The sequence below is a fragment of the Microbacterium sp. SORGH_AS_1204 genome, assembly GCF_030818935.1.
Classification (GTDB): Bacteria; Actinomycetota; Actinomycetes; order Actinomycetales; family Microbacteriaceae; genus Microbacterium.
The window spans coordinates 239,605-264,869 of record NZ_JAUTBD010000001.1 but is presented as its reverse complement, the minus strand read 5'-3'; the positions used below and the strand labels follow the sequence as shown (position 1 = coordinate 264,869).

The following is a 25,265-nucleotide window of genomic DNA, read 5'->3' as shown; positions in this document are numbered from 1 at the left end:
GATGCCGCGCGAAGGGGTGCGCGATGTGGCTCTACGACCTGCCGATGTCCGTCGGTCTGCCGATCTTCATCGTGGTCGTGGTCGGGGGCTCGTGCGGCATCCTGTTGATCCTGCGCAGATGGGTCTCCGCGGTCGCACCGCAGGGTGAGGAATGGGACCGCGTGCTCAGCTACGCGGTCGGCGCCTACGGCGTCTTCTACGGCGTGACCCTCGCGCTCATCGCGGCCGCCGCCTACGGCAACTTCACCGAGGTCGACGGCGTCGTGCTCGAGGAGTCGTCGACGTTGGCGGCGCTGTACCGTACGGCGGCGCTGCTGCCCGAACCCGAGTCGAGCCAGGTGCAGCAGCAGATCAACCAGTACACGCGCGACGTCATCGACCTCGACTGGCCCATGCAGCGGCGACTGGAGATCCCCGCGGAGACGGATGCCAACATCACGGCTATGCAGCAGTCGATCGCCGCCGTGCAGCCGACGTCACCGGTCGAGATCCTCTACGTGCAGCAGTCGCTCGACCAGTTCCACATGCTCGTCGAGAACCGTCGCGAACGCATCGCCCTGACGCACCTGGCCCTGCCGAGTGTGCTGTGGATCGTGCTCGCGGTCGGGGCGGTGCTGAATGCGATCCTCATCGGCCTGATCGAGGTGCGGAACCTCCGGGTGCACCTGCTGATGTCGGGCATGCTCGCGCTGTTCGTGGCGCTGCTGCTGTACGCCATCGCCGGCTTCGACCACGCCTACGCCGGCCCGATCGCGGTGACGCCGGAGTACTTCGAAGACCTGCTGCAGGGCTTGTTCGCGGCCGAGCCGTAAGCCCGCGCCCGGCTGAAGTCGGCCCTGCACGCCGCGCGTCGGATGAACCCCTGCTCGAGGGCGGGGGATGAGAGGCATTCCCGCGAGCAGGAGTAAGACCTATTATGTTTGCAGTCGCCCTCATGGTGACTTTCCTGTTCACGAACTCGATGAGGAGTCACCGTGCCCTATCCCGCATCACCAACCCCCGCAGCAGGGGGCAGAACGCCCCGAGTGAGACGTCCGCGGAAGGTCATTCGCGGCCTGACGACCGGCGGCCTGGTCGCCGCGATGATCGCAGGCGGCATGACCGCCGTATCCCTTTCCGCGGCGGCAGCCGACAGCGTGTCGCTCTACGTCTCACCTCAGGGCGATGACGGCGGCAATGGGTCTCTGAACTCGCCTTTCCGCACCCTCGAGCATGCCCGAGACGTCGTACGCGGCCTCAATGACTCCATGGACAGCGACATCACGGTGTATCTGCGCGGAGGCACCTATCCGGTGGTAAGCACGATCGAATTCACCGCCGACGACTCCGGCAGCAACGGCCACCGCATCACCTACGCGGCCTACCAGAACGAGAAGCCGGTGCTGGAGGCGGGCCAAGCCGTCACGGGGTGGTCACGGGTGTCGGACACCATCTGGAAGGCCCCGCTCTCCCGTGCCGACAAGCTGCGCTCCCTCTATGTGGACGGCGCCCGGATGCAGATGGCCAGCAAGTGGGTGTGGGCGAACGAGTGCCAGGGTCAGTACACGGTGACCGCGGGCCAAGCGCCCTGGGCGTGGGAGTCCGGCCAGGAATGCGATGGTTCGAGCTACGGACTGGATGCCATTCCCGCTATCCCGCGCAATCAGCAGGACGTGGAGGTCATGACGCAGACGACATGGCAGACCGCCATCACCGGTGTCCGTGAAGTCACGACGACCGCCGACGGCTCGCAGCGCAAGCTTCTGTTCCAACAGCCCGGTGCGGCGATCGCGCAGGGCGCTGCGTACGCGGCGCTTCGAGCCACGGGGTGGCAGAAGGTCTCCAACGCGTACGAACTGCTGGACGAGCCGGGAGAGTTCTTCTTCGATCGCGAGGCTCAGACGGTGTACCTCTACAAAGACGGCAACACGAACCTCGCGACGGCGTCCGTGATGGCCCCGCGAGGAACGGAGACGGTCCTGTCCGTGGCGGGTACCAGCACCTCGCAGCGGGCCACCAACCTCACCTTCAGTGGACTCACGATCCGGCATTCCGACTGGAATCTCGCGAAGGTCGACGGCTCTTCGTTCAAGCAGGTGACTCAGGGCAATCTCGTGAACACCTTCTACGGCAGGAAGAACTTCCACGAGTACACGTATCGAAACGTGCAGTTGGAGCCGGGCGCCGTCGAGGTCACCAGCGCCCAGGGAGTCGAATTCCTCGGCAACCACATCGAGCACACCGGTGCAGATGGCATCCAATTCATCAACGACGTCGTCGACAGCAAGATCGAAGGCAACGCAGCCGTCGACATCGGGGGCACAGCCATCAGCATCGGCGACCCGCAGCACGTTTACATCGGCGACGGCACCCCGCAAAACGGTGAGCGCTTCGCACCCGGGGTGGAAGGGGCGCCGAAGAACATCTCGGTCCGCAACAACTACACCCTCGACACGGCGGTACTTTTCTGGGGCTCGCCCGCGGTCGCCGGATACTTCCTCGACACGGTCCAGATCGAGAACAACCGCATCGAGAAGACATCGTGGGCGGGTGTGTCGCTCGGGTGGGGATGGTGGAACTTCGACGGCAGCTACAACTCCATCAATCCGGGCAATCCCACCACGGTCGCCCGCAACAACAGCGTTCAGCGCAACGAGTTCATCGATGTCATGCGCTTCCTGAGCGACTCCGGCCCGCTGTACTCCCTCGGCGACCAAAGAGGATCGGTCATCAGCGAGAACTTCACGAAGGGCATCCGCTCCGGCCACACCTACGGCCTTCACCCCGATGAGGGTTCGGCGAACATCACCTACAACAACAACGTGTTCGAAGCCCCCCGGGACATCGCCTACGTCATCAACTCCGGCAACTGGGGCAAGCAGCACGATCTGTCCATCCGGAACACGTACGGCCCCATCAACAGCATCTTCGACCGGCCGGTTCCCGCCAGCACGATCGACGACGTCATCGTCGTGCCTGATTTCGTGTGGCCGGCGCCGGCATACAACGCCGCGGTCGGTTCGGGGCTCCAGCCGGACTACCGTTCCCTGCTCGGTCAGACCGCACGCACGGCCGACTTCGCGATGCCCGCCAGTGTCCTCGTGACCGATTCGGACTCCGCCATTCCGACCCGTGGCGTCGGCGACCGTTCGGCGACGTTATGGCTCGCCCCTGCGGGGACGACGACGTTCTCCGCCGGGCCGACGATGACCTCGGCGCCCGGCGATGCGAGCTCTCTGACGGTCCCCACTGCGAGAGGCGACTACAAGCTGTACGTGGTGAAGTCCGATGGCTCCGTGGCGTCGACGTCGTCAGCGACGGCTGTGCGAACGGCCCCCGCCCCCCGCAACCAGAAGATGACACTGCTCGACGCCCAGAAATGCCTCGATTCGCCGGGTTCGTCGACGAGCAACGGCACGCAGGTCGCTCTGTGGAACTGCAAGGGCGATCCGAACCAGCTGTTCACGCACACGTCCCGAGGCGAGATCAGCGTGCTGGGCAAGTGCCTCACCGCGGAGGGCGGCAACAGAACCGCGGGGACGCGAGTCGTGCTTCAGGACTGTGCGGCGTCTGCACCGCAGAAGTGGACGCTGGCCCAGAACGGCACCATCACGGGGGTGGACTCGGGTCTCTGCCTCGTCACCTCGAACGGGAACCTCAACAACGGGGCCGGCGCGGTTCTCTCGCCGTGCACCGGTGCGTCGAATCAACGCTGGGACTTCCCGGTCTCGGACTACACGCGCGCCAAGCTCGCCGTGGAGACGTCCGCGTCCTCGCGATGCATGGCCGGGAAAGCGGTCGTGACGGTGACGGTGAAGAACACGAATGCGCTCCCGGTCAAAGCGTCGGCGTCGACTCCGTGGGGGACGCAGTCGTCGCAGGAGCTCGGCGCCGGGAAGACGGCGAGCTTCGCTTTCACCACGCGGGCGAAGACCATCCCGGCGGGCGAGGCGACGTCATCGGTGTCCGCCACGGTCGATGGCAGCGACGCTTCCGTGTCGGCATCCGCGCCATACGCGGCCCGAACGTGTAACTGACACACGGCGGAGGGTGGCAAGAGGGGCCGGCTCGGTGACGAGCCGGCCCCTCGGTTCGCTCCGCGGCGTCGCCGATGGCGCCATACGGTCGGGGCGCGTGGGCAGAGCGGGTCAATCCCCCTTCGCCTGTCCCATCCGTTCGAACGGGCGACGGTGACATCCTCGGTTCCCATCACTCGGCAGAATGCAAAACCGTTGACGTGTTACTTCACACGTCATATGATTTGCTCGTTAGCGCTCTCAGGCCGTGCCTTGCGTCGTTGCTTCCGGACGGCCCGCACGCGCCCGAGGCGAGATGTGGATCAAGGAGGATCACATGAGAAAAGCGACGACGTTGACGGCCATGGTGGTGGTCACGGGGATTCTGATGACCCCGTTCGCACCACCGGCCTTCGGTGCCGCCGATGACGGCCTCGTCGCTCGGTACACCTTCGACGACCCGAACAACCGCGGCGGGGACTCGTCCGGCAAGGGCAACAACCTCGCGACGTTTGGAAACCCGGCCTACGGCACCCCCACCGGCCACGACTCGGCCGCGTTGCAGCTCTCCGGCGCGAACGGCCAGTACGCCAGGATCCCCGATCAGGTGTTCTCGACCGTCGGCAACGACTTCACGATGGAGTTCGACGCCGACTCGAGCTCCAGCGGTAACGGCTTCTTCACCTTCGGCATCGGCAGGGACGACAACCGCTACCTCCTGATCAAAGTCGACGACAACGGCGGAGGCCGCGTGGCGATAGCCACTGACGGCTGGCGCAACGAACAGGGCTTCTCGTTCGCGGCTTCGCCGGGATGGCACACCTACCGTCTTGTCGTCGAGCCGGGACTCATCGCCATCTTCGTCGATGGCAAGCTCGCCGGTTACAAAGCCGATGTGACGTTCACGATGTCGGATCTGCAGGGTTCCACCGGCTACGTCGGTCGTTCCTTCTACGGCGGCGATCGCTACTTCAAGGGCGACCTCGACGAGATATCCGTCTGGGACGGCATCGAACTGCCCGTCGCCCTCAGCGGCCTCGCCATCGGCGGGGAACGCGTCTCGAACAACTCCGTGACGATGTCGGTGGGCCGCGCGACCCAGCTCACGGGGGTGGGTCGGCCCGACGGAGCCCCTGGCGCTGTGCGCTGGCGCTCGTCGAACGACGCGGTGGCATCCGTCGATGCCTCCGGCATGGTCACCAGTAAGGGTCTCGGCGAGGCGACGATCACCGCGACGTCAGTGTTCGACACCGCGCTCACGGCGACCGCGTCCGTGCGTGTCGTCGACGGCGGTCAGGCCGCGCTGAATGAGGACTTGCGAGCCGCGGTGGCCGCTGTCAACACCACCACCACGGAGAACCTGCCGCTTCTCGTGAAGGGTGCGGAGTTCGGCTCCAACATCACCTGGACGACGACCGATGCCTCCGTCGTCACCGGCACCGGCCCGCAGGTCGACCCGGGTGTCGCCCTCGCCGACCCGTTCCAGGGGGGCGGCGTCATCGGTCGCGCTCCCTACGGCGACGGCGACCGCACGGCGACGATCCGCGCCACGGCGACGCTGAACGGCTTGACGATCACCAGCGACCCCATTTCGGTCACGGTGAAGGAAGCTACGCGCACCGCGCCCGACACCAACTACGCCGCAGTGACGATGCGTGGCGAGCCTGAACTGAAATCGCAGCGCGCCTGGGTCTCCTCCACGGACGGTGCGAACTTCTTCTCGTTCAAGACGCGCAACAACGGTGAGCCGGCCGTCACCGGCGACGCCGACGAGCTGGGGCTGCGCGACCACTACATCCAGAAGTCCGTGGGTGGCGACAAGTACTACCTCATGTCGACCGACCTCGACACCAACGCTCACGGCGGCAACTGGGGCTACTTCGGCAGCCGCGGATCCCTCAAGCTCGAGGTGTACGAATCCCCCGACCTCGTGCACTGGAAGCGCACGAACGGGGACGGCAACGGCGGAATCGTCGTCAACGCACCCACCTCCGGCATGACCTGGGCTCCCGAGTCGTTCTGGGACGAAGATCTGCAGTCGTACATCGTCTTCTTCTCCTCGACCGAGTTCACCGACAGCTCGCGTAACACCGCCGTGCCCGGCAAGAACGGCTACGGCTACACGCAGCTCATGGCGGTGCTGACACGCGACTTCAAGACGTTCACCTCTCCCCCGGTCGGGTGGCAGGACACCGGATACGGACGCCTGGACGCCCATGTGTTCCAGATCGGCGACTACTACTACCGCCTGACGAAGAACGAGGAGGGCGGTTCGGCCGGCCCCTACCTGCCGAACGGCAAGATGACGTTCCTCGAGCGCAGCAAGGTGCTCAGCTCGATCACGAACGAGACGTCGCCCGCCAATGACCCGAAACCGCACCTGGCAGCTGCTCGACGAGAACCTTCTGCCCTTCGAGGGCCCCGCGTCCGTCAAGCTTCTGCCGAACGACCCGAACAACAACGCGGCCAAGGACGGCTTCGTCATCCTCTCCGACGGACCCGACGAGCTCGCCAACTACCGTCAGCGGTACCTGCCCTTCATGACCAGTGAAAAGCAGCTCGAAGCGACCAACTGGAACAACCGCCTGTCGCAGACGCCCGGCTGGATGACGCCGAAGGCACCCGGCCCCGGTGTGACCGGTCGCGTATATGCGGACGGCATGCCCGAAGAGGATCGTCACGGCGTCTTCTTCACCATCCCTCAGACCATCTCGGATGCCGTGAAGAGCTGGACGAGCGTGAAGGCGGTCGGTTCGACGACGACGGCGAGCTACAACCCCGCTACGCGCGTCATCACGGCGAAAGTCTCCGCCTCCGACTCGGGAACCCTCGCCGGCAACGTCGTCTTCGCGCTGCGCGGCTCGACCGACACGAGCTGGTCGCAGACGGTCAAGGTCGTGAACGGAGAAGCGCGGGCGACTGTGCCCGACAACATCGCCGGCACACTCGCCGTCGCCTACGACGGTTACGCCGCCGACGATCTGGTCGCCCCGTCCGAGACGACCGTCTCCGGCATCACCGCGTCCGACGAGTCGGTTGCACCGAAGGTGGAGGCTACGGCATCGATACGCAAGATCGGGGGCAAGGCGTACGTCACGGTGACAGCCGTGAACCGTTCACAGGCACCCGCGCTGATCGAGATCGTCACGCCCTACGGCTCGAAGAGCTTCACCGACGTTCAGCCGAACGCGAAGGTCACCGCCGCCTTCAACTCCCGCGCGACCTCCATCCCCGCAGGCAAGGCCGTTGTCTCCGCTACGACCGCCTCCACCGGCATGAAGACCTCGGTCGACGCGCCCTACGCGGCGCAGAACTAGGAGCGGACGGGGTGGGACGAGGATGCATCGACTGAGGCGTCCCACCCCGTGCGCATGCTCGCCGTCCACCTCCACCCTGCGCAGCGGACGGCGAGAGAACCAGATCCCCATCCCTGACGACCGGACCGCCCGGTGGTCTTTCCCGCGATCGACACCCGCGTCGATCCATGAACGGAGTACACGATGAAGTTGTCTCAGGGCTTCCCCGCCCGTCTCGCCGTGGCCGCCGCCGGCGGCCTGATACTCGCCGGCACCGCCGGTGCGGCCTTCGCTGCAGACGAATACGGCGACAGCGATGTCGACGTCAACGTCGACATCGCCCCTGTCGTCGCACCGGGCTCGCTGAGCATGACCGTGGCGGGCACCTCGGCGACGCTGAGCGAGGTGGCCTCGGGTGAGGCCGACGTGCGGCAGTTCGACGGCACCCTGCCGACCGTGACCGTCACTGACACCCGCGACGTGGCCGACATCGGCGCCAACCGGTGGTGGTACGTCCTCGGTCAGGCCACCGATTTCGTCGGCGGCAACGGTCAGCCCACGATCGGCGCCGACCACTTCGGGTGGGCCCCGAATGTCATCGACGACGAGGATGGTCTCGTCCTCGAGGGCGATGCCGTCGACACGGTCGAGGACACCGGCCCCAACGCGGTGGGTCTGGTCAGCCAAGAGCTGCTGTACGGCGCTTTCGATTCGGCCGCCCTGGTCGACGCCGGCGGAACATCGTGGTCGGCCGATGCGTCGCTCTACCTGAAGACCGGTGCCGACGTCGCTCCCGGGTCGTACTCGTCGACCCTGACGCTCTCGCTCTTCGAGGACGTCATCGACTGAGCTGATCGCTCCTCGTCAGAGGGCGGGTTCCTTCGGAGCCCGCCCTCTGACGCATGTGTGAGAGAGAACACTGCGTCGCCGCGGACACCGACGATCGGCGGTCGTCGCAGTGTCCATGCCCCGGGGCGTGAGAACGCGGCGTCGACCGTTGTCTCACGTGCCGGGCACCGTGTTCGCGAACTCGACAGGGTGCTGGCGACGCCGCCGGAGGCGAGCAGGTTCGTCGAGGACTCCACGTGTTCCCGGCGGAAGCCGATGCGCGCGCCCGGGACTGCGCGGTAGCGGACAGTGCCGACGACGCTTCAGAGGCGGCTCGGCGCGGAGGAGTCTCGGGAGTGCGCACCGGGCACCGCGCGAGGCCCCCGCGCGGGCGCCGTCGAACTGGTCGATCCGCGCACGATGAGCTGCGGCTGGATGGTGTCGTGACGGGGCTCGGTATCACCCTCGATGGCGGCGATGAGTTGCTGGAGCGCGAGCTTGCCGAGTTCGGCGAAGTTCTGGCGCACGGTGGTCAGCGGCGGGAGGAAGTGCCGCGCGTCGGAGAGATCGTCGAAGCCGATGACGTTGACGTCGTCGGGAACACGGATGCCACGACCATGCAGCCCGTGGACGACGCCGAGCGCGATCTGATCGTTCGCCGCGAACACCGCCGTCGTCTCCCCCAGCTCGAACGTCCGCCCGAACTCGAACCCGAAATCCGAGGTCCAATCGCCCAGCACATAGGGACCCTCCGCCAGGCCCGCTTCGGCCAGGCATTCGCGCCACCCCTGCGCGCGCTCGCGCGCGTCGAACCAGTCCATCGGACCCGCCAGGTGCGCGATCGTGCGGTGCCCCAGATCGATCAGGTGCTGCACCGCCAGACGCGCGCCCAACCGCTGGTCCACACCCACGGTGTGCCACGACCGGTCGGCCTCCGCCTTGATCACGATCGTGGGAAGACCCGTCGTCTGCTCGCGGAGATGGTGGAATGACGAATCCCGGGGAGTGATCACGCAGAGGGCGTCCACGCCCCTCGTGACCAACTCCACCACCCCCGAATCCATCTGCGACGCGTCGTCGTGACCGATGGAGAAGGCACTGACGGCGTACCCGACCTCTCGGGCCGCCTTCTCCAGCGCACGCAGCGTGCTGTTCGGGCCGTTCTGCACCGGACCATCGATCAGCACACCGATGCGCCGGGCCCGCCGGGCGGCGACGGCGAGGGCGCGAGCAAAGGAACTGGGCGTGTAGTTCATCTCCTTGATGGCCTGCAGCACCCGCGCGCGCGTGCTCTCGCGGATGTTGGGGTGGTCGTTCAACACCCGTGACACCGTCATGTGCGAGACGCCGGCGCGACGCGCCACGTCGTACATGCTGGGCCGCCGCGAGCCGCTCGGAGAGGGTTTCTTCACCACGACCGTCCACTTCGAAAGAGCCCAGCAGGGCACGGCTCGCGCAGTGCGCACGATGACTGTTCACGAAACGGCGGGGTTGCGGTCGACCGGTGCGCCGGTCGACCGCAACCCCGCCAGCGGGTCAGTTACCGCAGGTGCGCGCTGTGTAAGCGGCGTTGGCCGAAGCGGTTACAGGCGCACCGTCGATCGTCGCCGACACCGTTCCCGTCGCCTGACCGGCGACGATCGATCCCGCGCGCGTGGAGAAGGCAAAGCTCTTGCTCTTATCCGCGGCGAGGTTCGCCGAGGACTGCGTTCCCCACGGAGTGGATGCGGACGCGTTGACCGTCCGCGTGCTGGTGTTCTTCACCGTGACGGTGAGGAGCACCTTGCCGGCGACACACCGCGACGACGCGGTCGCTGTGACGCTCAGCTGCGGGGCCGGCGCCTGCCTGACCACATCCACCACATACTGCGTCGTCGTGGAATGATCCTGCGCGAAGGAGTTGAGCGTGATGCGCGTCGTCCCTCCCTGCACCAGCGTGACCGTGCGGGTCTTGGTGTCATCGATCAGCACGTCACCCAGCTTCACCAGGCCGCTCGGCACAGCCGGGTCGGCGTCGAAGGTGACGCTCTCCGTGTCGGCGGGCACCGTCAGCGTGTACGCCTTGGTGTTCCCGGAGAAGGCCGGGCTGAGCGTCCCCGTGTCGAAGGAGAGCTTCGACAGCTTCGCATCCGTTGCGTACCCCAGGGCACGAGCGGTGAACAGGCCGTAGGCGCCGCCCACGAAGCTCGTTCCGTTGGCCTCGAACCGCACGGTCACGACGGGGATCTTGTTCCCGTTCGCGTCCAACACGTACGAACCCGAGGAGTTCTTCTTGTAGCTGTCGGCTGCGGCGATTCCCTGGAGGATCGACGCGGGAATCTCATCCCACTGGGTGTAGAAGCCGCCGCCCTGCGAATTGTTGACCACCTCGGACTTCAGCTTCGTACCGTTCAGCAGCACATCGAAGGATCGTCCCGCGTCACCCCCGTTGTACCTGACACCGAGGTAGTTCTTCGGCGCCTGCGGATCCACCGTCATCTCCATCTGGAAAAAGGATCCCAGAGAACGGTCCGCGTCTCGGTACTGCTGGTTCAGCCACGTGCCGCTGTTCGACCGCAGCGTCTTCAAGTTGCGAGCCGACTCCTGTGTGCTGTTGCCCCAGGCGGCGAACGAGTCGATGTTCAACTCGTTGTCACGCTGAGCCTTCTTCGCGTCGAGGATCTGCTGCTGCGCCGCTTCCGAGTCGGCCGGGTAGGTACCGTCCGAGAATCGAAGCGCGCTGTAGCGAGCGATGGAGGTTCCGAGTTCGCCGGAGTTCCCCGCGCGCCCTGCGCTGGACTGCACGACACCGGCATCGAGGCTGGCGTCAGCCCCCGTGAGCGGCGCCTGCCCGAGGTTGGTGAAGTTGGTCCCGTCGCTGGAGTACGCCGCCGTGACGGTGTCGTCGGTGCGCGTGAGCCGGACCCAGATCGGACGGGTCGTCGTGGCCGCCGCCGCGGCCTGGCTGTCGATGACACCGTCGCCGTCTGCGTCGTACCGCAGAGCCACGAAGTTTGGCTCGATCGCGAGGTGCGCGTAGCCGAGAGACTTCTCGGTCGAGGCCGCATTCGCCATCTTGCTCAGATCGTTGCGAACGGAGATACCCGCCCGGTAGTAACCCGAGGTCGCTCCCTCGAATTTCGTGGTGACCGAGCCACCCGAAGCAAGGATGTCCTTCTTGTACGCGGTGGTGTACTCGTCCCCGCCTTCGCCGATATCGCGCCCCTTGTTCTGGAGTGCGATGAAATCATCCGTCTGCACGGCCTGGTTTTTCGGCATAGTTCGCCGGGGCCGCGGTGAGCAGACCGGTTCCGATCGAGCCTCCCAGCACCACCGAGAGGGACTTGTTCACGGTCTCCCGGGTGGTTGCGCCGAACTCCTGTCGGGTCGACGCCACGTTGGCCGATACCGTGGCGCTGGTGATGGGCTCCGGTCCGGAGATCTTCCAGGTCGCCGTTCCGGTGACACCCGGCTCGAGGCTCGCCGGCGCCGCGGTGAGGGAGGTGAGCGTGGCCCCGGGGGCACTGACCTGCACGGCGATGTCAGTCAGACGAACCGAGCCGAAGTTCGCGATCGCCGCTGTCAGGATCTGGGCTCCCGACGCGTCGCGCGCCATCGACAGGTCGAGTCCGCGAGGCTGACCGACGAAGTCGCCCTGCTTGCGGTACTGCGCCTGGATACCCGACTCCGCAACCACCTTCTGCGCGGCGAGGGGGAACTCCTTGATACCGAGCTGCGAGTTGTTCGTGATGCGGTTGTTGTAGTACTGGCCACGCGCGTCGCACTTCGCCGAGTTGGCGCACCACGGGCCCGCGTTGATACCGCCACCCAGCCACCAGGTTCCGTCGATCGTGTTGTCACGCGTCGAGTTCCCGACGTTGTCGGCCGGGGTTCCCTGGTTCTCGTTGAAGCCGTTCGCGAAGACCTGATAGTAGGTGTCGTCCAGAGCATTGTTCTTCGCCGTCATATAGCGAGTGCCCTCATCGAAGTACAGCTTCGTGCCGTCTCCACCGCGCAGGTAGTTACTGTCCCAGCTGCTGCCGGGAGCGGCGCCGAGGTGGTAGAGAACGCCGCCGTCGTTCCCCTCTTTCTTGAAGTCCCACATGACGTTTTTGGCGACGTGCATGTTGCGAGCGATCGTCGGATTGTTGTCGGCGAAGCGCGGCCAGAAGATGTACGAACCGCGGCCCTGGTACACCGCGTTGCCGCCAGCGTCGGGAACGCCCCAACCCCAGCCGGTGTCGACGACGTCGTAGGGGCCGTCGGAGAGTTCGTTGTTGCTGATCTCCGCCCCATCGATGTACGTGGCGAGGATCGCGGAGGATTCGAAGTAGTCCTGCCCCATCTTCTTCACGCGGTTGTTCGAGACCGTGATGTTCTTGTTCGCGCGAGCCTCGCTGGGACGTGCCGCCTCCAGGGTGGTGCCACCAGCGACGATCGCAGAACCAGCGATGTCGAAGAACGTGTTGCCGACGACGGAGACGTTCTGCGCGCCGAGGCCGACACCGGACGCGTGAGCCTCATCGTTCATTCCGATGCCGAGGCCCTTGGATCCCAGGTGAGTGAACTCATTCCGGGTGAACGAGACGTTCTTGGCCGCCGAGACCTGCACAGCGGCGGGAGTCTGCAGGAAGAGGTTGCGGTTCGACTCGAACACGAGACAGTCGATCGAGTAGGTCCCCTGCGCGCAGGCCCGCTTCTGATTGTTCGGGTTGTTCTGATTCCACGCGGCGAGTTGCACGTCGTTCAGCGGCATCGTCGGATAGTCCCGCAGACGGATGAGCCGATTCTGATCCGCGGAAGCGACGACGGAGTTGTCATCGATGTAGCGGTAGGTACCCGCGGAATCCTTTCTGATGGTCCGGACCAGCGGCGCCTGATCGTTGGCCGGGTCGAACTGGCGCTGATCCGACGTGGGGAGGTCGCCCGTTGCGGGGTCGGTCAGGGCGTAGAGGTAGCCGCGGAGGACAGAGCCGTTCTGCTGGCTGGCGTAGCCGTCGTCGCCGTTGGCGCTGGTGTCACTCGAGTGCTGGAACGACAGACCCTCGAAGCTGAGGTTGCCCACCTGCGAGGCGGCGGAATCGCCGCTGATCTGGACGAGGGATTCCATCTGGGGAGCCACGATGGAGATGTTGTTGGGGTTCACGCCGGCATTCGGCTTGTAGTAGAGCTTCTTCGCGTCCGTGTCGTAGAACCACTCGTTGTTCTCGTCGACGAAGGCGAGGGCGTTCCGCATCGAGAATGCCGGAGAGTGAAGCGGCTTGTTGATCGTGTCCCAGCCCCAGGTCTGGTTGTCCCAGGACGGCTGACGCATCGTGACGACATTGTTCGAGATGGACGAGAACGGCGCGAAGCGGTCCGTGAACGAGGCTCGGCTACGCAGCTCCACTCGTTTCTGCTGAGCAGCGGGGAGGGCCTTGAGCTTGGCCCAGGCATCGCCGACCTGACCGGACGATACATACCCCGAGTCAACGGTGAAGCCGGAGCGGGAGAAGCTGAACTTGCCGTAGTCGACCCACATGCGCGAACGCAGCGCCTGCGCGCCGTCGACGTACAGCTGCCGGAAGTCGATGGCCGAGTTCAGCGATGCTTCCCAGATGCCGTCGTTGTTCGCGTCGGACCAGCCGGTAACCGTTTTGCCGCCGGAGATGACGGGCTTCGCGCCGTCTGCCGCTTTCCACGTGACTGAATTCCCATTGCGACCGCCATCTGCGGTGCCGAACTTCAGGGGCTGCGTCAGCGGGTAGGTGCCATCCGCCAGAACAACGGTGACGTTGCCGGAGCCGTTCGCATCGCGCACGGCCTGCTGAGCCCGCGTCAGCGTGTGAAACGCGGTGCCGCTGGTCGAACCGTTGGCCGAGTCGTTCCCGGTGGGTGAGACGTAGACCGTTGTGGTAGCCGCAGCCGAGGCGGGGGCGGCGACCACCAGACTCCCGACGGCGAGGGCCGAGGTGACGGATAGGGCTGTGAGAACACGTAATGCGTGACGCTGCACGTTGACTCCTCGTTGAGTGCGTGGTGACCCGAATGGGACCTCACACATATTACGTATGACTCCGGGAAAAACAAGGGTAGACGTGAGGGACGACCGCCCACGAGCGGGGCCGTCCATCGTCGCGCGCGCCGGCGATCACATCGGCATCGTCTCGTTGTCGTTTCGTTACCAAAGACATATGACGTATGTTGTACTCTCGTGATCGGTCACCCGACCTCGTCGAAGAAGACAGGAGTTTTGCAATGCCGCAGCAGTTTCCCGGCGTCCCCCGCCGACTCGCCCTCGCCGGCGGTCTCGCCGTCGTGACCGCTCTCGCGCTCAGCGCGTGCAGCCCCGGAACCTCCGGCGGAGGGGAGTCGAGCAGCGCCCTCGGTTTCACCGCCGTCGAGCAGGACGCGTCCAGCGCCATCACCGTCTGGGTGGACTCGTCGCGCGAGCCCATTGCGAACGCGTTCAAGGAAGCGAATCCCGACATCACCGTGAATGTCGAGACCTATGACGGCGGCTCCGGAGGATCCGGCTCGTTCCAGCAGAAGGTCGCGCTGTTCGACCAGGCAGGAGAGGGATGGCCCGACGTCGTGTTCTCCTCACAGCAGAACGACACCGCGTGGGCCGCGAAAGAGAACAACGGCGTCCAGGCTTTCGCCGCCCCGCTGAACAAGGGCTACTTCGATCAGTCCTTCCTCGATGGCTTCACCGACGGCGCGCTCTCGCCGATGACCGTGGACGACACCGTCTACGGCGTGCGCAACGACCTCGCCCCCGTCGTCTTCTGGTACAACCAGGCCCTGTTCGATCAGTTCGGCTACTCGGTGCCCACGACATGGGAAGAGTACAAAGACCTCAGCGACAAACTGGCTGCCGAGCACCCCGGCTTCATCCTCGGTTCGGTCGGCGACTCGTTCCAGGCCCCGTACGTGTACTACTGGGGCGGTGAAGCCCCGATCTTCCAGGCCGAGGGCACCACCTTCTCGTCGAACTTCACCGATCCGAACTCGGAGAAGGTGACCGACCTCATCGATCACATGCTCGGCAACGGCACGCTCGTGACCGACAGCGTCTTCGGCACCGACTTCGTCACGAAGTACAAGGACAAGCTGCTCGGCATTCCCGGACCGGCCTGGTACTCCGGCGCCCTGTTCGAGAACCCGGAAAGCCTGAACTACTCCGCGGGAACGGTCGGAGTGGGCGCGCCGCTGACCTGGTCGGACGGTGACAAGGTCACGGGCAACGTCGGCGGCGGGGTCTGGTACGCGTCCAGCCACTCGAAGAACCTGGATGCGTCGAAGAAGTTCCTCGAGTTCGTGACCAGCTCCGACCAGGCCGTCGAGCTCGCGGCGGGCCTGCCCGCCTACCAGTCGACTGCTGACGCGTGGCTGAAAGAGCAGGCCGCGAGCGGGTTCTACGTGGGCGACTTCGAGGGTGCCCTTTCCACCGCCGCCTCCTCGGTCTGGCAGGACTGGGGCTACCCGAGCTTCAGCATCGAAGCGGCCTACTCGAAGGTCGTGCTCCCCATCATCACCGCGGGTGACACCGTCGCGAGCGCAGCCGACGCGTGGAAGACCGAGATGGACAACCAGGCACAGGTGCAGGGCTACACGATCGGCCAGTAGTCGGCCCGCATCCTCCCCCGGGCTGGCCGCAGTCGCGATGCGGCTGCGGCCGGCCCTGTCTCCCCCGAATGGAGTGACCATGTTCTCCCTGCGTCGAGCTCGATCGACGTTCGCCTACCTGATGATCAGCGGCTACGTCCTTCTGCTCCTGGCCTTCGGAGTCTTCCCGACCCTTTACGCCGCCTTCCTCGCCTTCACCCGCGACGGCGCGTTCGTCTGGTTCGAAAACTTCCGGCGCGTCATCGCCGACTATCGATTCCTCCCTGCTGTCGGCCATGTCGCCGTCTTCGTCGCGATCTGGCTCACGAGCCTCATCATCTTCGTGGTGATCCTGGCGGTCATCGTGCATGCCGTCCGCGTGCGTTGGCTCTCGTCGACCGCGCGCTTCATCTTCTACATCCCCGGCGCTCTCGCCGGAGCCTCGAGCGTCCTGCTGTGGCTCTTCATGCTCGACCCGACCGTCAGCCCGGTGAGCGGCCTGCTGCGCGCGATGGGCTTCAACACCTTCGTCGACGTCGTGGGCAACGAGGGCAACCTCCCCGTCGTCTTCACCGTCATCGCCTTCTGGGCGGGTGCGGGCGGGTGGATCGTCATCATGTACGGCGCTCTCAACAACATCAGCGTCGAGGTGATGGAGGCGGCCCGCATCGACGGTGCGGGCCCGATCGCCACGGCCTGGCACATCCAGATCCCGCTGCTGCGCAAGTGGATCTCGTACATGGCCGTCATGTCGCTCGCCGCCGGCACGCAGCTCTTCGTCGAGCCGCGAGTGCTCTCTCAGGCCAGCAAGGGCGTCGTCGGTCTGGATTACTCGCTCAATCAGGTGGCCTACCTCTACGCGTTCCGTCAGAACGACTTCAATGGTTCGGCAGCGATCTCGCTGCTGTTGCTCGTCGTCGCAGCGGGCCTGGCCGCCTTCTTCGTCTTCCGAGGGGGACTCTTTGAACGCGACTAAGCGCGCGCTGACCCCGGCCCGGTTCCTCGGCCGCGCCCTGGTCACCGTCATCATCCTTTTCTTCGTCCTGGTGTTCGGCCTGCCTATCGTGTGGCTGCTGCTGGCACCGACGAAGTCCCCCACGGAGCTGACCGGCCAGCCGCCGTTCTCTTTCGGGTCGTTCGCCACCGTCGCCGACAACTGGGCGCGGCTCGCGGAATTCCAGAACGGGGTCATCTGGCAGTGGACCGCGAACGCGGTCCTGTACACGGGCGTTGCGCTCGTGATCACCCTGCTGGCGACGATCCCCGCCGGATACGCGCTGGCGATGACGAAGTTCCGCGGCCGAGGGGTTCTGCTGATCGTCACCCTGGTCGTGATGCTCATCCCCAACACAGCGCTGGTGCTGCCCGTCTTCCTCGAGATGAGCGCGCTCAAACTGGTCGGCACCCCGTGGGCGGTGATCTTGCCGTTCTCGTTCTTCCCGTTCGGCGTGTATCTGACCTACATCTATTTCACGACGAGCGTCTCGAAGGATCTCCTGAACGCGGCGCGCATCGACGGCGCGACGGAGCTGCGCGTCTTCCGTTCGGTCGCGCTCCCCCTCGCGACGCCCGTGATCGCGCTCGTCGGCTTCTTCAACCTCGTCGGCAACTGGAACAACTACTTCCTGCCCTTCGTGATGGAGCCCGGACGCAAAGCACCCATCCAGGTGGGTCTCGCGGAGCTTTTGTCGAACGTGCCGTTGTTCAACCCGACCTCGGCTGCATCGGTGACGCTCGATCTGCCGGTCATGGCCCTCGCGACCCTCGTCTCGGTTGCACCGATTCTCATCGTCTTCCTCTTCTCCCAGCGCTTCCTCGTCGAGGGCATGACCGCGGGCGGGACGAAGGAATGACCGCCCTGGGCGGACGGAAAGGCACACGGCCATGAAGATCACCGGCTACCGACTCATCAACACCTCCCTCGATTGGGGTCGTCCCGTCGGCGACGTCAACGGCTTCATCCCCTCCGGCATCACCGCACTCCCGATCGTCGTCGTGGAAACCGATGAAGGCATCGAGGGCATCGGGATGGGAATGCACGACGGCATCCCGCAACTGTTCGAGGCCGTCGAGGGCGAAGACCCTCGGGCCACAGCCTCGCTGTACGACCGAATGATCGCTCGGATGTTCAAGAACGGTCACGGCGGTGCGATCTTCGGGGGCATCGGCGCGCTCGACTCGGCCTTCTGGGATATCAAGGCCAAGGCTGTCGGACAGCCGCTGTGGCGTCTGCTCGGCGGACGGGATCGGTTCGTGCCGGGGTACGCGTCGGGCCTCGACATCGCGCTGGACTCCGACGGCTTGAATGCCTACTACACGGAGATGAGCGGACGCGGCTTCACCGCTGCCAAGCTCAAGGGAGGGCGCGACGTCAGGCGCGACGCTCACCGCCTCTCGCTCGTGCGTGACATCCTCGGTCAAGCCACGGACGACCCGCTTCTGATGCTCGACGTGAATGAATCGTGGAACCTGTCGCAGGCCGTGCGCTATATCGGCCATCTCGAAGAGACCATCGACCTCTCGTGGATCGAGGAGCCGCTGCGACGCTGGGACGCGCCAGGGCTGCGTCGCCTACGCGACAGCATCGTTCCGGCGGTGGCCACCGGGGAGAATCTCACCGGGCTGGAGCAGTATCGTCACCTCTTCGACGCCCAGGCCGTCGACATCGTTCAGTCGTCGGCGGTGTGTGGGGAATCACCCACGCCCTCCGCGTCGCGGTCGCCGCGCATGCGCGAGACCTGCCCGTGAGCCCCATCGGCATGACGTCGAACTACGCCGTGGCGAACGTGGCCACGGCGGTGCCGAACCACCTCCTCACCGAGGTCACGGCTCTCTCCGCGCCCGCGGGGGTCCACCGGGATTACGAGGTGGCCGACGGCGGCCTCGTCTTGGGCGATCTCCCGGGCGGCGGCATCTCCCTCGACGCGTCGGTCCTCAATGGAACAGCGGAATTCGTCTGGGGCGGCGCCGGGGGGCCCCATGTGCGCAGTAACCGAGCGGGACTGGACCTGGGCGTGCGCCTCGCTCCCCGGGAGACGGAGCCGGAGTAGAGTGCTCGTCATGCCCTCCGCCCCGCTCGACGCGCACATCGCGAACCCGAAGCGGGCACACATCGATCGCATCGGCGTCCGCGTGCTTGAAGAGATGGTCGAAATGATCGTCACGGGCGCGGTGGCGGCGGACGAGTTCCTCCCTCCCGAGCAGGCGCTCTGTGACGAATTCGGCGTCAGCCGCACGGTCATCCGCGAGTGCATCAAGCGGATGCAGGAGAAGGGCCTCGTCGTCGTCGCCCAGGGACGCGGAACGCAAGTGCGGCACTTCAACGATTGGAACGTGCTCGACCCCGCGGTTTTCGACGCACTCGTTCGTCATGATGAATCACTCGGCGTCCTGGACGAGGTGAGTGTCGTGCGCGCCGCGCTCGAAGGCGTCATGGCCAGCGAGGTGGCGAAAGCCGGCAGCCCCGAGTCCATCGACATCATCCGTGGTCACCTCGAATCGATGCGGCGTCTGCAGCACGACAATGCTGCGTTCCTCGAGGCGGACAAAGACTTCCACATGGCCACCATGTCGGCCAGTCGCAATCGAATCGCCGGCACCATCGCGCGGTCCTTCTTCGTGCGTCCTCGGCAGTCGCTCCGCTGGGAAGGCAACAACCCCGTGGATGCCATCGAGCGCACGCTCGACGAGCACGAGCGCGTGTTCGAGGCAATGAACGCCGGCGACCCCGTCGCCGCTCGCGTCGCGATGGAGGAGCACATCCTCGGGTCGTGGCGTCGCCGTCGGTTGCCCGACGGCGACCACCACCTGCACCCGTAACCGGCTCTGACGAGGTGCGCCTCAATCGAGGTGGAAGACCTCGGGCAGGGCGAGCCACGACCGCGGCTGGGCACCCTCGACGGAAATCTGCAGCGTCGCCATGAGGTCGTTCCACCGCACGCATTCGGGAAGGCGATCGATGGCCGCGAGGTCGCCTTCGTAGTCATCGCCCTCGTACTCCCAGTACGAGAACAGCAGCGTTCCGAAGCGATAGATGGAGTAGTTCCGGATCCCGGCCCCGGAGATCGCCTCCAAAACCCCGGGCCACACCTCGCGGTGATAACGCTCGTACTCCTCCACCGCGGCCTCACGGAGTCCGATGACCGAACCGACTCTCTGCACCTTTGCCATGCCAGACATGATACGTATTATTTACGCAACGAAGGAGTTCCCATGACCGCAGCGCGCTTGAACGGCCTGCCCCTCACGAGTGTCGGCGTCGGCGGTGCCCAGTTCGGCAATCTGTTCCGAGAGACGACCGACGACGAGACCGCCGCAGCCATCGATGCGGCGTGGGAGCGTGGCATCCGTTACTTCGACACGGCTCCGCACTACGGACTCGGTCTCTCGGAACGCCGGATGGGTGCGGCCCTGCGAAGCCGTCCGCGCGACGAATACGTCCTGTCGACGAAGGCCGGTCGCCTGCTGGTGGACAACCCCGAGGGCGAGGGCCAGCTCGACGACGACGGCTTCATCGTGCCGGCGACCACGAAGCGCGTCTGGGACTTCAGCCGCGACGGCGTGCGACGGTCGATCCACGAGAGTCTCGAACGTCTCGGCGTCGACCGGATCGACATCGCCTACCTGCACGATCCCGACGCGCATTGGGACGCCGCGTCGACGACGGGCATCGAGGCGTTGCGCGAGTTGCGCGACGAAGGCGTGATCGGTGCGATCGGCGTGGGGATGAACCAGGCCGAGATGCCGGCTGCGTTCATTCGCGAGTGCGACATCGACGTGGTGATGCTCGCGGGGCGCTACACCCTTCTCGACCGCACCGCCGAGCGCGAGCTGCTGCCGCTGGCCGTGGAGCACGATGTCGCCATCGTCGCCGCGGGCGTCTACAACTCCGGGCTCCTGAGCTCGCCCGAGGTGCCCGCCGACGCCCGCTTCGACTACTCGCAGGCACCCGCGGCTCTCATCAGCGGCGCCCGCGACATGGCGGCGCTATGCCGGGAGTACGGCGTGACCCTTCCCGACGCCGCCGTGCAGTTCGCTTTGCGGCACCCGGCCGTTCGCTCGGTCGTCCTCGGGGCGCGCACCGTCGAGCACGTCACGAGCGGCGTCGAGCGCGCCCGGGTCGAGATCCCCGCGGAGCTGTGGGAGCGTCTCGACGAGCGTGCCGCCTCGCTCGCCGCCGCCGACCACGACAGCGCACGATGATCATCGACTCCCACGTGCACGTGTGGGACCTGGCGCGCGGCGGCTACGACTGGCCCGACGCGTCGGTCCCCGCGTTGCACCGCACGATGACCCTCGACGACCTCACCCCCACGCTCGATGCGCGGGGGATCGACGGCGTCGTCCTCGTGCAGGCGGCCGACACCGCGGTCGACACGCAGAACATGCTCGATCAGGCCCGGACGCATGCCCGGGTGCGCGGCGTGGTGGCCTGGGCCGATCTCGCGGCCGAGCCGGAGGCCTTCGCGGCGCAGTTCGACGAGCTGCGGGCGGAGCCCCTCGTCGTGGGCCTGCGCAACCTCATGCATGTGAAGGGGGTTCCGGGCTGGATCCTCGGCGACCTCCAGCGGGCGAACGTCGCAACCGTCGCCTCCGCGGGCCTGCCGCTCGATGTCGTCACCTCGGCGCACGACGAGCTCGCCGACGTGGTCGCACTGATCGCGTCGACGCCGGGCCTTAGGGTCGTCGTCGACCACCTCGGCAAACCCCCGATCGGCGGCACCGCGCAGGCCCGGCGGGAATGGCGTGCCGTGCTCGCCGAGATCGCAGCCGATCCGCTTAGCACCGCGAAGGTGTCGGGGCTGTCCTCCGCGGTCGGTCCGCTCGACGCATGGACGCCGGAGCAGGTGGCGCCGTTCATCGAGGACGCTCTGGAACTCTTCGGCGCCGATCGCCTCCTCTACGGCGGCGACTGGCCGGTCGTGCTGCTCGCCGGCGGCTACGCGCGAGCGTGGGACGCGGTCACCGAGGCACTGGCATCCCTCGACGACGCAGAACGCGCCGCCGTCCTCGGGGGAACGGCGGCGCGCGTCTACGGCCTCTGACGGCTCAGGCGATCCGTCGGGGCGCCGGAAGTCCGGATGCCACGAGGGCGGCGACCGCGGCGGTCGTGAGGCTCTCGATGCGGTCGCCGTCTTCTGCCGCCACCGCGTCGTTCGGCACGATCCATGACCCGCTGACCGCCGCGATGGCCGGATGGGCGAGGTACTCGGCGGCGTTGCCGTCGCTCACCCCGCCGCTCGGCACGAATCGCACGCCGGTGAACGGAGCGGCCAGGGCGTGGATGGTGGACAGACCGCCGAGCCGGTCGGCCGGGAAGAACTTCAGTGTGTCGATGCCGGCGGCTAAGGCCCGCTGGATCTCCGTCGCCGTCGCCACCCCCGGCAGTGACACCATGCCGGCGGCGCGGGTGGCATCCACGACGTCCTCGTCGAACCCGGGGCTCACCACGAAGCGGGCTCCGGCGGCGGCCACCACCCCGACCTGACTCCGCGACAGCACGGTACCGGCACCCACCAGCAGGTCGGTCTCGCGCGACAGCGCCGCGATGGCCTCGAGCCCGGCCGCCGTGCGCAGGGTCATCTCGACGCAGGTGATGCCGCCGCGCTCGAGGGCGCGTCCCGCCACGACTGCGGCCTCGACGGTGGGTGCCGTCAGAACGGGGACGATGCCGACGCCATCGAGCCCCGTGGTCATCGGGCGAGCCATCCGCCGTCGACCGGGAGGACGATGCCGGAGACGTAGGCGGCGGCGGCCGAGGCGAGGAACACCGTGGCGCCTCCCAGGTCTTCGGCGCGTCCCCACCGGCCGGCCGGGATCCGTTCCAGGATGCTGCGCGAGCGATCCGGGTCGTCCTGCAGCGCCTGCGTGTTGTCGGTGGCGATGTAGCCGGGGGCGATCGCGTTGACCGTCACCCCCTGACCGATCCACTCGTTACTGAGGGCGCGGGTGAGGCCCGCAATGCCGGACTTCGCGGCGGCGTAGCCCGGAACGGTGATGCCGCCCTGGAAGCTCAGCAGGCTGGCGGTGAAGATGACGCGCCCGTCGCGGCGCGCGAGCATGGGCGCCGCCACCTTCTGCGTGAGCACGAAGTGGCTCGTGAGGTCGACGTCGATCACGCGCTTCCACGATTCGAGCGGGTGCTCGACCGCGGGGGCACGCTCGATCGTGCCGGCGTTGTTCACCAGGATGTCGACGTCGAGGTCGGCGAGCTCGTCGCCGAGGGCAGCGACGGCGTCGAGGTCGGCGAAGTCGGCATGGCGGCCGATGAAGCGACGCCCGTGCGCGGTCACCGCACGCTCGACGGCGCTTCCCTCCGGCAGGGGCGAGGATGCCACGGCGATCACGTCGGCGCCGGCCGCAGCCAGAGCCTCGGCCATGCCGAGACCGATCCCGCGTGAGGCGCCGGTGACGACCGCGGTCCGTCCGGTCAGGTCGAAGGGGGAGGCGCTCATGCGTCGGCCTGCACGTCGATGAGGACCTTCAGCGCCTTGCCGCTCTCGAGTTCCTTCAGGGCCGAGGTCACGTCGGGCAGCGGGTACACCGAGGTGATCACGGCCTCGACGTCGATGGCATCCGAGTCCAGAAGCTCGATGGCCCGTTCGAAGTCGATGCGCTGGTAGACGCGGGCGCCGAGGAGGCGCAGCTCGCGCCAGAAGACGCGCTGCAGGTCGATCTCGCGCGGGGTGGGGTGGATGGCGACGATGACGATCGTGCCGCGCACGCGCGCGAGGCCGGTGGCGGAACGCACGGCGGCCGCGGCCCCCGACACCTCGAAGACGACGTCGGCGCCGGCACCGCCCGTCCACTCCTCGACCCACGCGGCGGCGTCGACGGCGCTCGGGTCGACGGTGACGAAGCCGAGGCGCTCGATGAGCGCGCGGCGAGCGGGGTCGAGCTCGAGCACGGCCACCTGTGCGCCCGCCTGGCGGGCGACCGAGGCGATGAGCACGCCGATGGGGCCACCGCCGATGATCACGGCGCGGTCACCGGCCCGTAGCTCCGAGCGGCGCACGTCGTGCACGGCCACGGCGACGGGCTCGATGAGCGCCGCGGTGCGCAGGGACAGGCTCGCGGGCAGGGGGACGAGGGTGGATGCCGGCACGGTCCAGGTCTGCTGGAGCGCCCCGGGGGAGTCGATGCCGATGAAGTCGAGGTTCTGGCAGATGTGCTCGTTGCCGTTGCGGCACGCGGGGCAGGTGCCGTCCCAGTCCAGCGGCATGACGGTGACACTGTCGCCGACCGACCACCCTGTCACGTCGGAGCCGAGCCGACGGATGGTTCCGCTCATCTCGTGGCCGAAGACGAGCGGTCGGGAGACACGGGCGTCCATCGAGCCGTGGATGATGTGCAGGTCGGTGCCGCACACCCCCACGTAGGCGACGTCGATGACGACGTCTCCGGGGCCGGGTTCGACCGGTGTGACGTCGGTGACCGAGACGACTCCGTCTCCGGTGTACGCGGCTGCGCGCATGAGAGCTCCTTTGCGTGGACAAGGCCCGCACTCCGAAGCGACGGACCTGCTTACATATTATGTATGATGAGTGACTCCGGCGCATCAGGTCGACGAGGACAGGACAAACGGGAGGGATGAGGACATGGCATCCGTGCTCACATTCGGCGAGACCATGGGCCTCGTGCGCGCCGACGATCTGGGCGGCTGGGAAACCGTCTCGCGTGCATCGATCGGCGTCGGAGGAGCCGACAGCAATGTCGCCATCGGACTGCGCCGGCTGGGAGTGAGCAGCGCCTGGATCGGCCGCGTCGGCGACGATGCGCTGGGACGACGTGTGGAACGCGATATCCGCGGCGAGGCCGTGGAGACCCGCGTCATCGTCGATCCCACTCGCCCGACCGGCCTCATGCTCAAGGAGCGCCGAACACCCGCTCACGGCCGCGTGACCTTCTATCGCCGAGAGAGCGCGGGCAGCGCCCTCTCCTCCGATGACATCGATGACGAAGACATCGCCCGCTCCCGCCTCGTCCTGGTCAACGGAGTGACGGCTTCGCTTTCGACGACCGCCCGCGAAACCGTGCTGTCGGTCGCGGACCGCGCACGCGGGCTCGGCGTCCTGGTCGCCTTCGACGTCAATCACCGCCCGTCGATGTGGGGAGGGAAAGACGCGCAGCCGCTTTACCGCCAGATCGCCGCGTCGAGCGACATCGTGTTCGCCGGTGACGACGAGGCACGCCTGCTCCTGGGCGGACCGGCCCTCTCTCCGGGGGAGTACGCCGCGGCCCTCCTCGCCCTCGGTCCGAGCCAGGCTGTGGTCAAGAGCGGCGCGGCGGGAGCCGTAGCCCACGAGGGCGAGCAAAAGGCGTCCGCCGCGGCTGTCGCGATCGATCCGGTCGACACGGTCGGTGCGGGTGACGCATTCGTCGCCGGCTACCTCGCGGCACTGCTGCGCGGTGCGACCCTGTCGGAGCGTTTGGCGCTCGGCGTGCAGTGCGGCGCCTTCGCGTGCCTCGGACCCGGCGACTGGGAGAGCCTGCCCCGCCGTGAGGAACTGGCACTTCTGAACAGCGTCGACCCCGTTCAGCGGTGACCGTGCCTCACCCGAAGCTCCATTCACAATGGGCG

General features: G+C 66.8%; 20 protein-coding genes. 13 read left to right on the top strand and 7 right to left on the bottom strand.

The window, feature by feature from the left end; all coding sequences use genetic code 11:
• Positions 1-23 precede the first annotated feature (23 nt).
• The 4 genes from QE410_RS01165 to QE410_RS01150 all read left to right on the top strand — a co-directional run bounded on the left by QE410_RS01165 (position 24) and on the right by QE410_RS01150 (position 8,140).
• Positions 24-812 (top strand): DUF4239 domain-containing protein, encoded by a 789-nt coding sequence (locus tag QE410_RS01165; RefSeq protein ID WP_307326887.1) that lies wholly within the window; start codon positions 24-26, stop codon positions 810-812.
• A 285-nt stretch (positions 813-1,097) separates the two neighbouring features.
• The gene (locus tag QE410_RS01160; protein ID WP_307326885.1) at positions 1,098-4,016 is read left to right on the top strand and encodes a ricin-type beta-trefoil lectin domain protein; all 2,919 of its coding nucleotides are present in this window, start codon (positions 1,098-1,100) and stop codon (positions 4,014-4,016) included.
• Between the two features lie 316 nt (positions 4,017-4,332).
• Positions 4,333-6,546, top strand: a complete 2,214-nt coding sequence (locus QE410_RS01155) for a LamG-like jellyroll fold domain-containing protein (protein ID WP_307326883.1) — start codon at positions 4,333-4,335, stop codon at positions 6,544-6,546.
• A 949-nt stretch (positions 6,547-7,495) separates the two neighbouring features.
• Positions 7,496-8,140 carry a hypothetical protein gene (locus QE410_RS01150; RefSeq protein WP_307326881.1) on the top strand — a complete coding sequence of 215 codons (645 nt, stop codon included), beginning with the start codon at positions 7,496-7,498 and terminating at the stop codon, positions 8,138-8,140.
• A gap of 302 nt (positions 8,141-8,442) precedes the next feature.
• Here QE410_RS01150 and QE410_RS01145 read toward each other — a convergent pair whose 3' ends face one another.
• From QE410_RS01145 to QE410_RS01135, 3 genes are all read right to left on the bottom strand, one after another.
• Positions 8,443-9,531, bottom strand: a complete 1,089-nt coding sequence (locus tag QE410_RS01145; protein WP_307326879.1) for a LacI family DNA-binding transcriptional regulator — start codon at positions 9,529-9,531, stop codon at positions 8,443-8,445.
• 124 nt (positions 9,532-9,655) lie between these two features.
• The gene (locus tag QE410_RS01140; RefSeq protein ID WP_307326877.1) at positions 9,656-11,359 is read right to left on the bottom strand and encodes a cadherin-like beta sandwich domain-containing protein; all 1,704 of its coding nucleotides are present in this window, start codon (positions 11,357-11,359) and stop codon (positions 9,656-9,658) included.
• Positions 11,346-14,093: a hypothetical protein gene (locus tag QE410_RS01135; RefSeq protein WP_307326875.1), complete on the bottom strand. Its 2,748-nt coding sequence runs from the start codon at positions 14,091-14,093 to the stop codon at positions 11,346-11,348. The genes QE410_RS01140 and QE410_RS01135 overlap by 14 nt, the downstream gene beginning before the upstream one ends.
• Positions 14,094-14,335: 242 nt before the next feature.
• On the opposite strand from QE410_RS01135, the gene QE410_RS01130 reads away from it, so the two are divergent.
• The 6 genes from QE410_RS01130 (at position 14,336) to QE410_RS01105 (ending at position 19,504) form a co-directional block, all read left to right on the top strand.
• Positions 14,336-15,706 carry an ABC transporter substrate-binding protein gene (locus tag QE410_RS01130; RefSeq protein ID WP_307326873.1) on the top strand — a complete coding sequence of 457 codons (1,371 nt, stop codon included), beginning with the start codon at positions 14,336-14,338 and terminating at the stop codon, positions 15,704-15,706.
• A gap of 79 nt (positions 15,707-15,785) precedes the next feature.
• Positions 15,786-16,661, top strand: a complete 876-nt coding sequence (locus tag QE410_RS01125; RefSeq protein WP_307326871.1) for a carbohydrate ABC transporter permease — start codon at positions 15,786-15,788, stop codon at positions 16,659-16,661.
• Positions 16,648-17,538 carry a carbohydrate ABC transporter permease gene (locus QE410_RS01120; protein ID WP_307326869.1) on the top strand — a complete coding sequence of 297 codons (891 nt, stop codon included), beginning with the start codon at positions 16,648-16,650 and terminating at the stop codon, positions 17,536-17,538. Before QE410_RS01125 ends, QE410_RS01120 begins: the two co-directional genes overlap by 14 nt.
• Before the next feature lie 31 nt (positions 17,539-17,569).
• On the top strand, positions 17,570-18,433 hold the full coding sequence (locus QE410_RS01115; RefSeq protein WP_307326867.1) for a mandelate racemase/muconate lactonizing enzyme family protein: 864 nt from the start codon (positions 17,570-17,572) through the stop codon (positions 18,431-18,433).
• Positions 18,430-18,735, top strand: coding sequence for a hypothetical protein (locus QE410_RS01110; protein WP_307326865.1), 306 nt, complete (start codon positions 18,430-18,432; stop codon positions 18,733-18,735). Before QE410_RS01115 ends, QE410_RS01110 begins: the two co-directional genes overlap by 4 nt.
• Before the next feature lie 10 nt (positions 18,736-18,745).
• Positions 18,746-19,504 carry a FadR/GntR family transcriptional regulator gene (locus QE410_RS01105; RefSeq protein ID WP_307326863.1) on the top strand — a complete coding sequence of 253 codons (759 nt, stop codon included), beginning with the start codon at positions 18,746-18,748 and terminating at the stop codon, positions 19,502-19,504.
• A gap of 21 nt (positions 19,505-19,525) precedes the next feature.
• Here the strand turns inward: QE410_RS01105 and QE410_RS01100 are convergent, their stop codons facing one another.
• Entirely contained in the window at positions 19,526-19,855 is a 330-nt protein-coding gene (locus QE410_RS01100; RefSeq protein ID WP_307326861.1) for an L-rhamnose mutarotase, read from the bottom strand.
• 42 nt (positions 19,856-19,897) lie between these two features.
• On the opposite strand from QE410_RS01100, the gene QE410_RS01095 reads away from it, so the two are divergent.
• Together QE410_RS01095 and QE410_RS01090 are read left to right on the top strand one after the other, a co-directional pair.
• Positions 19,898-20,887: an aldo/keto reductase gene (locus QE410_RS01095; RefSeq protein ID WP_307326859.1), complete on the top strand. Its 990-nt coding sequence runs from the start codon at positions 19,898-19,900 to the stop codon at positions 20,885-20,887.
• Positions 20,884-21,729, top strand: a complete 846-nt coding sequence (locus QE410_RS01090) for an amidohydrolase (protein ID WP_307326857.1) — start codon at positions 20,884-20,886, stop codon at positions 21,727-21,729. The genes QE410_RS01095 and QE410_RS01090 overlap by 4 nt, the downstream gene beginning before the upstream one ends.
• Positions 21,730-21,733: 4 nt before the next feature.
• Here the strand turns inward: QE410_RS01090 and QE410_RS01085 are convergent, their stop codons facing one another.
• Genes QE410_RS01085 through QE410_RS01075 form a run of 3 tightly spaced genes read right to left on the bottom strand, consistent with a single transcriptional unit; the run spans position 21,734 to position 24,158 of the window.
• Complete coding sequence (locus QE410_RS01085; protein WP_307326854.1) at positions 21,734-22,381, bottom strand: bifunctional 4-hydroxy-2-oxoglutarate aldolase/2-dehydro-3-deoxy-phosphogluconate aldolase; 648 nt, start codon at positions 22,379-22,381, stop codon at positions 21,734-21,736.
• Complete coding sequence (locus tag QE410_RS01080) at positions 22,378-23,139, bottom strand: SDR family oxidoreductase (protein WP_307326852.1); 762 nt, start codon at positions 23,137-23,139, stop codon at positions 22,378-22,380. The genes QE410_RS01085 and QE410_RS01080 overlap by 4 nt, the downstream gene beginning before the upstream one ends.
• Complete coding sequence (locus tag QE410_RS01075) at positions 23,136-24,158, bottom strand: zinc-binding dehydrogenase (RefSeq protein WP_307326850.1); 1,023 nt, start codon at positions 24,156-24,158, stop codon at positions 23,136-23,138. Before QE410_RS01075 ends, QE410_RS01080 begins: the two co-directional genes overlap by 4 nt.
• Before the next feature lie 124 nt (positions 24,159-24,282).
• Here QE410_RS01075 and QE410_RS01070 point away from each other — a divergent pair, with 124 nt between their 5' ends.
• Positions 24,283-25,230, top strand: a complete 948-nt coding sequence (locus QE410_RS01070; protein ID WP_307326848.1) for a sugar kinase — start codon at positions 24,283-24,285, stop codon at positions 25,228-25,230.
• Positions 25,231-25,265 lie beyond the last annotated feature (35 nt).

Excerpts from the sequence above, each read along its gene's own strand:
- QE410_RS01105 (WP_307326863.1), top strand. The coding sequence starts at position 18,746 with ATGCCCTCCGCCCCGCTCGACGCGCACATCGCGAACCCGAAGCGGGCA.
- QE410_RS01095 (WP_307326859.1), top strand. The coding sequence starts at position 19,898 with ATGACCGCAGCGCGCTTGAACGGCCTGCCCCTCACGAGTGTCGGCGTC.
- QE410_RS01130 (WP_307326873.1), top strand. The coding sequence starts at position 14,336 with ATGCCGCAGCAGTTTCCCGGCGTCCCCCGCCGACTCGCCCTCGCCGGC.
- QE410_RS01070 (WP_307326848.1), top strand. The coding sequence starts at position 24,283 with ATGGCATCCGTGCTCACATTCGGCGAGACCATGGGCCTCGTGCGCGCC.
- QE410_RS01085 (WP_307326854.1), bottom strand. The coding sequence starts at position 22,381 with ATGACCACGGGGCTCGATGGCGTCGGCATCGTCCCCGTTCTGACGGCA.
- QE410_RS01155 (WP_307326883.1), top strand. The coding sequence starts at position 4,333 with ATGAGAAAAGCGACGACGTTGACGGCCATGGTGGTGGTCACGGGGATT.
- QE410_RS01090 (WP_307326857.1), top strand. The coding sequence starts at position 20,884 with ATGATCATCGACTCCCACGTGCACGTGTGGGACCTGGCGCGCGGCGGC.
- QE410_RS01125 (WP_307326871.1), top strand. The coding sequence starts at position 15,786 with ATGTTCTCCCTGCGTCGAGCTCGATCGACGTTCGCCTACCTGATGATC.
- QE410_RS01150 (WP_307326881.1), top strand. The coding sequence starts at position 7,496 with ATGAAGTTGTCTCAGGGCTTCCCCGCCCGTCTCGCCGTGGCCGCCGCC.
- QE410_RS01080 (WP_307326852.1), bottom strand. The coding sequence starts at position 23,139 with ATGAGCGCCTCCCCCTTCGACCTGACCGGACGGACCGCGGTCGTCACC.
- QE410_RS01165 (WP_307326887.1), top strand. The coding sequence starts at position 24 with ATGTGGCTCTACGACCTGCCGATGTCCGTCGGTCTGCCGATCTTCATC.
- QE410_RS01100 (WP_307326861.1), bottom strand. The coding sequence starts at position 19,855 with ATGGCAAAGGTGCAGAGAGTCGGTTCGGTCATCGGACTCCGTGAGGCC.
- QE410_RS01075 (WP_307326850.1), bottom strand. The coding sequence starts at position 24,158 with ATGCGCGCAGCCGCGTACACCGGAGACGGAGTCGTCTCGGTCACCGAC.
- QE410_RS01115 (WP_307326867.1), top strand. The coding sequence starts at position 17,570 with ATGAAGATCACCGGCTACCGACTCATCAACACCTCCCTCGATTGGGGT.
- QE410_RS01160 (WP_307326885.1), top strand. The coding sequence starts at position 1,098 with ATGACCGCCGTATCCCTTTCCGCGGCGGCAGCCGACAGCGTGTCGCTC.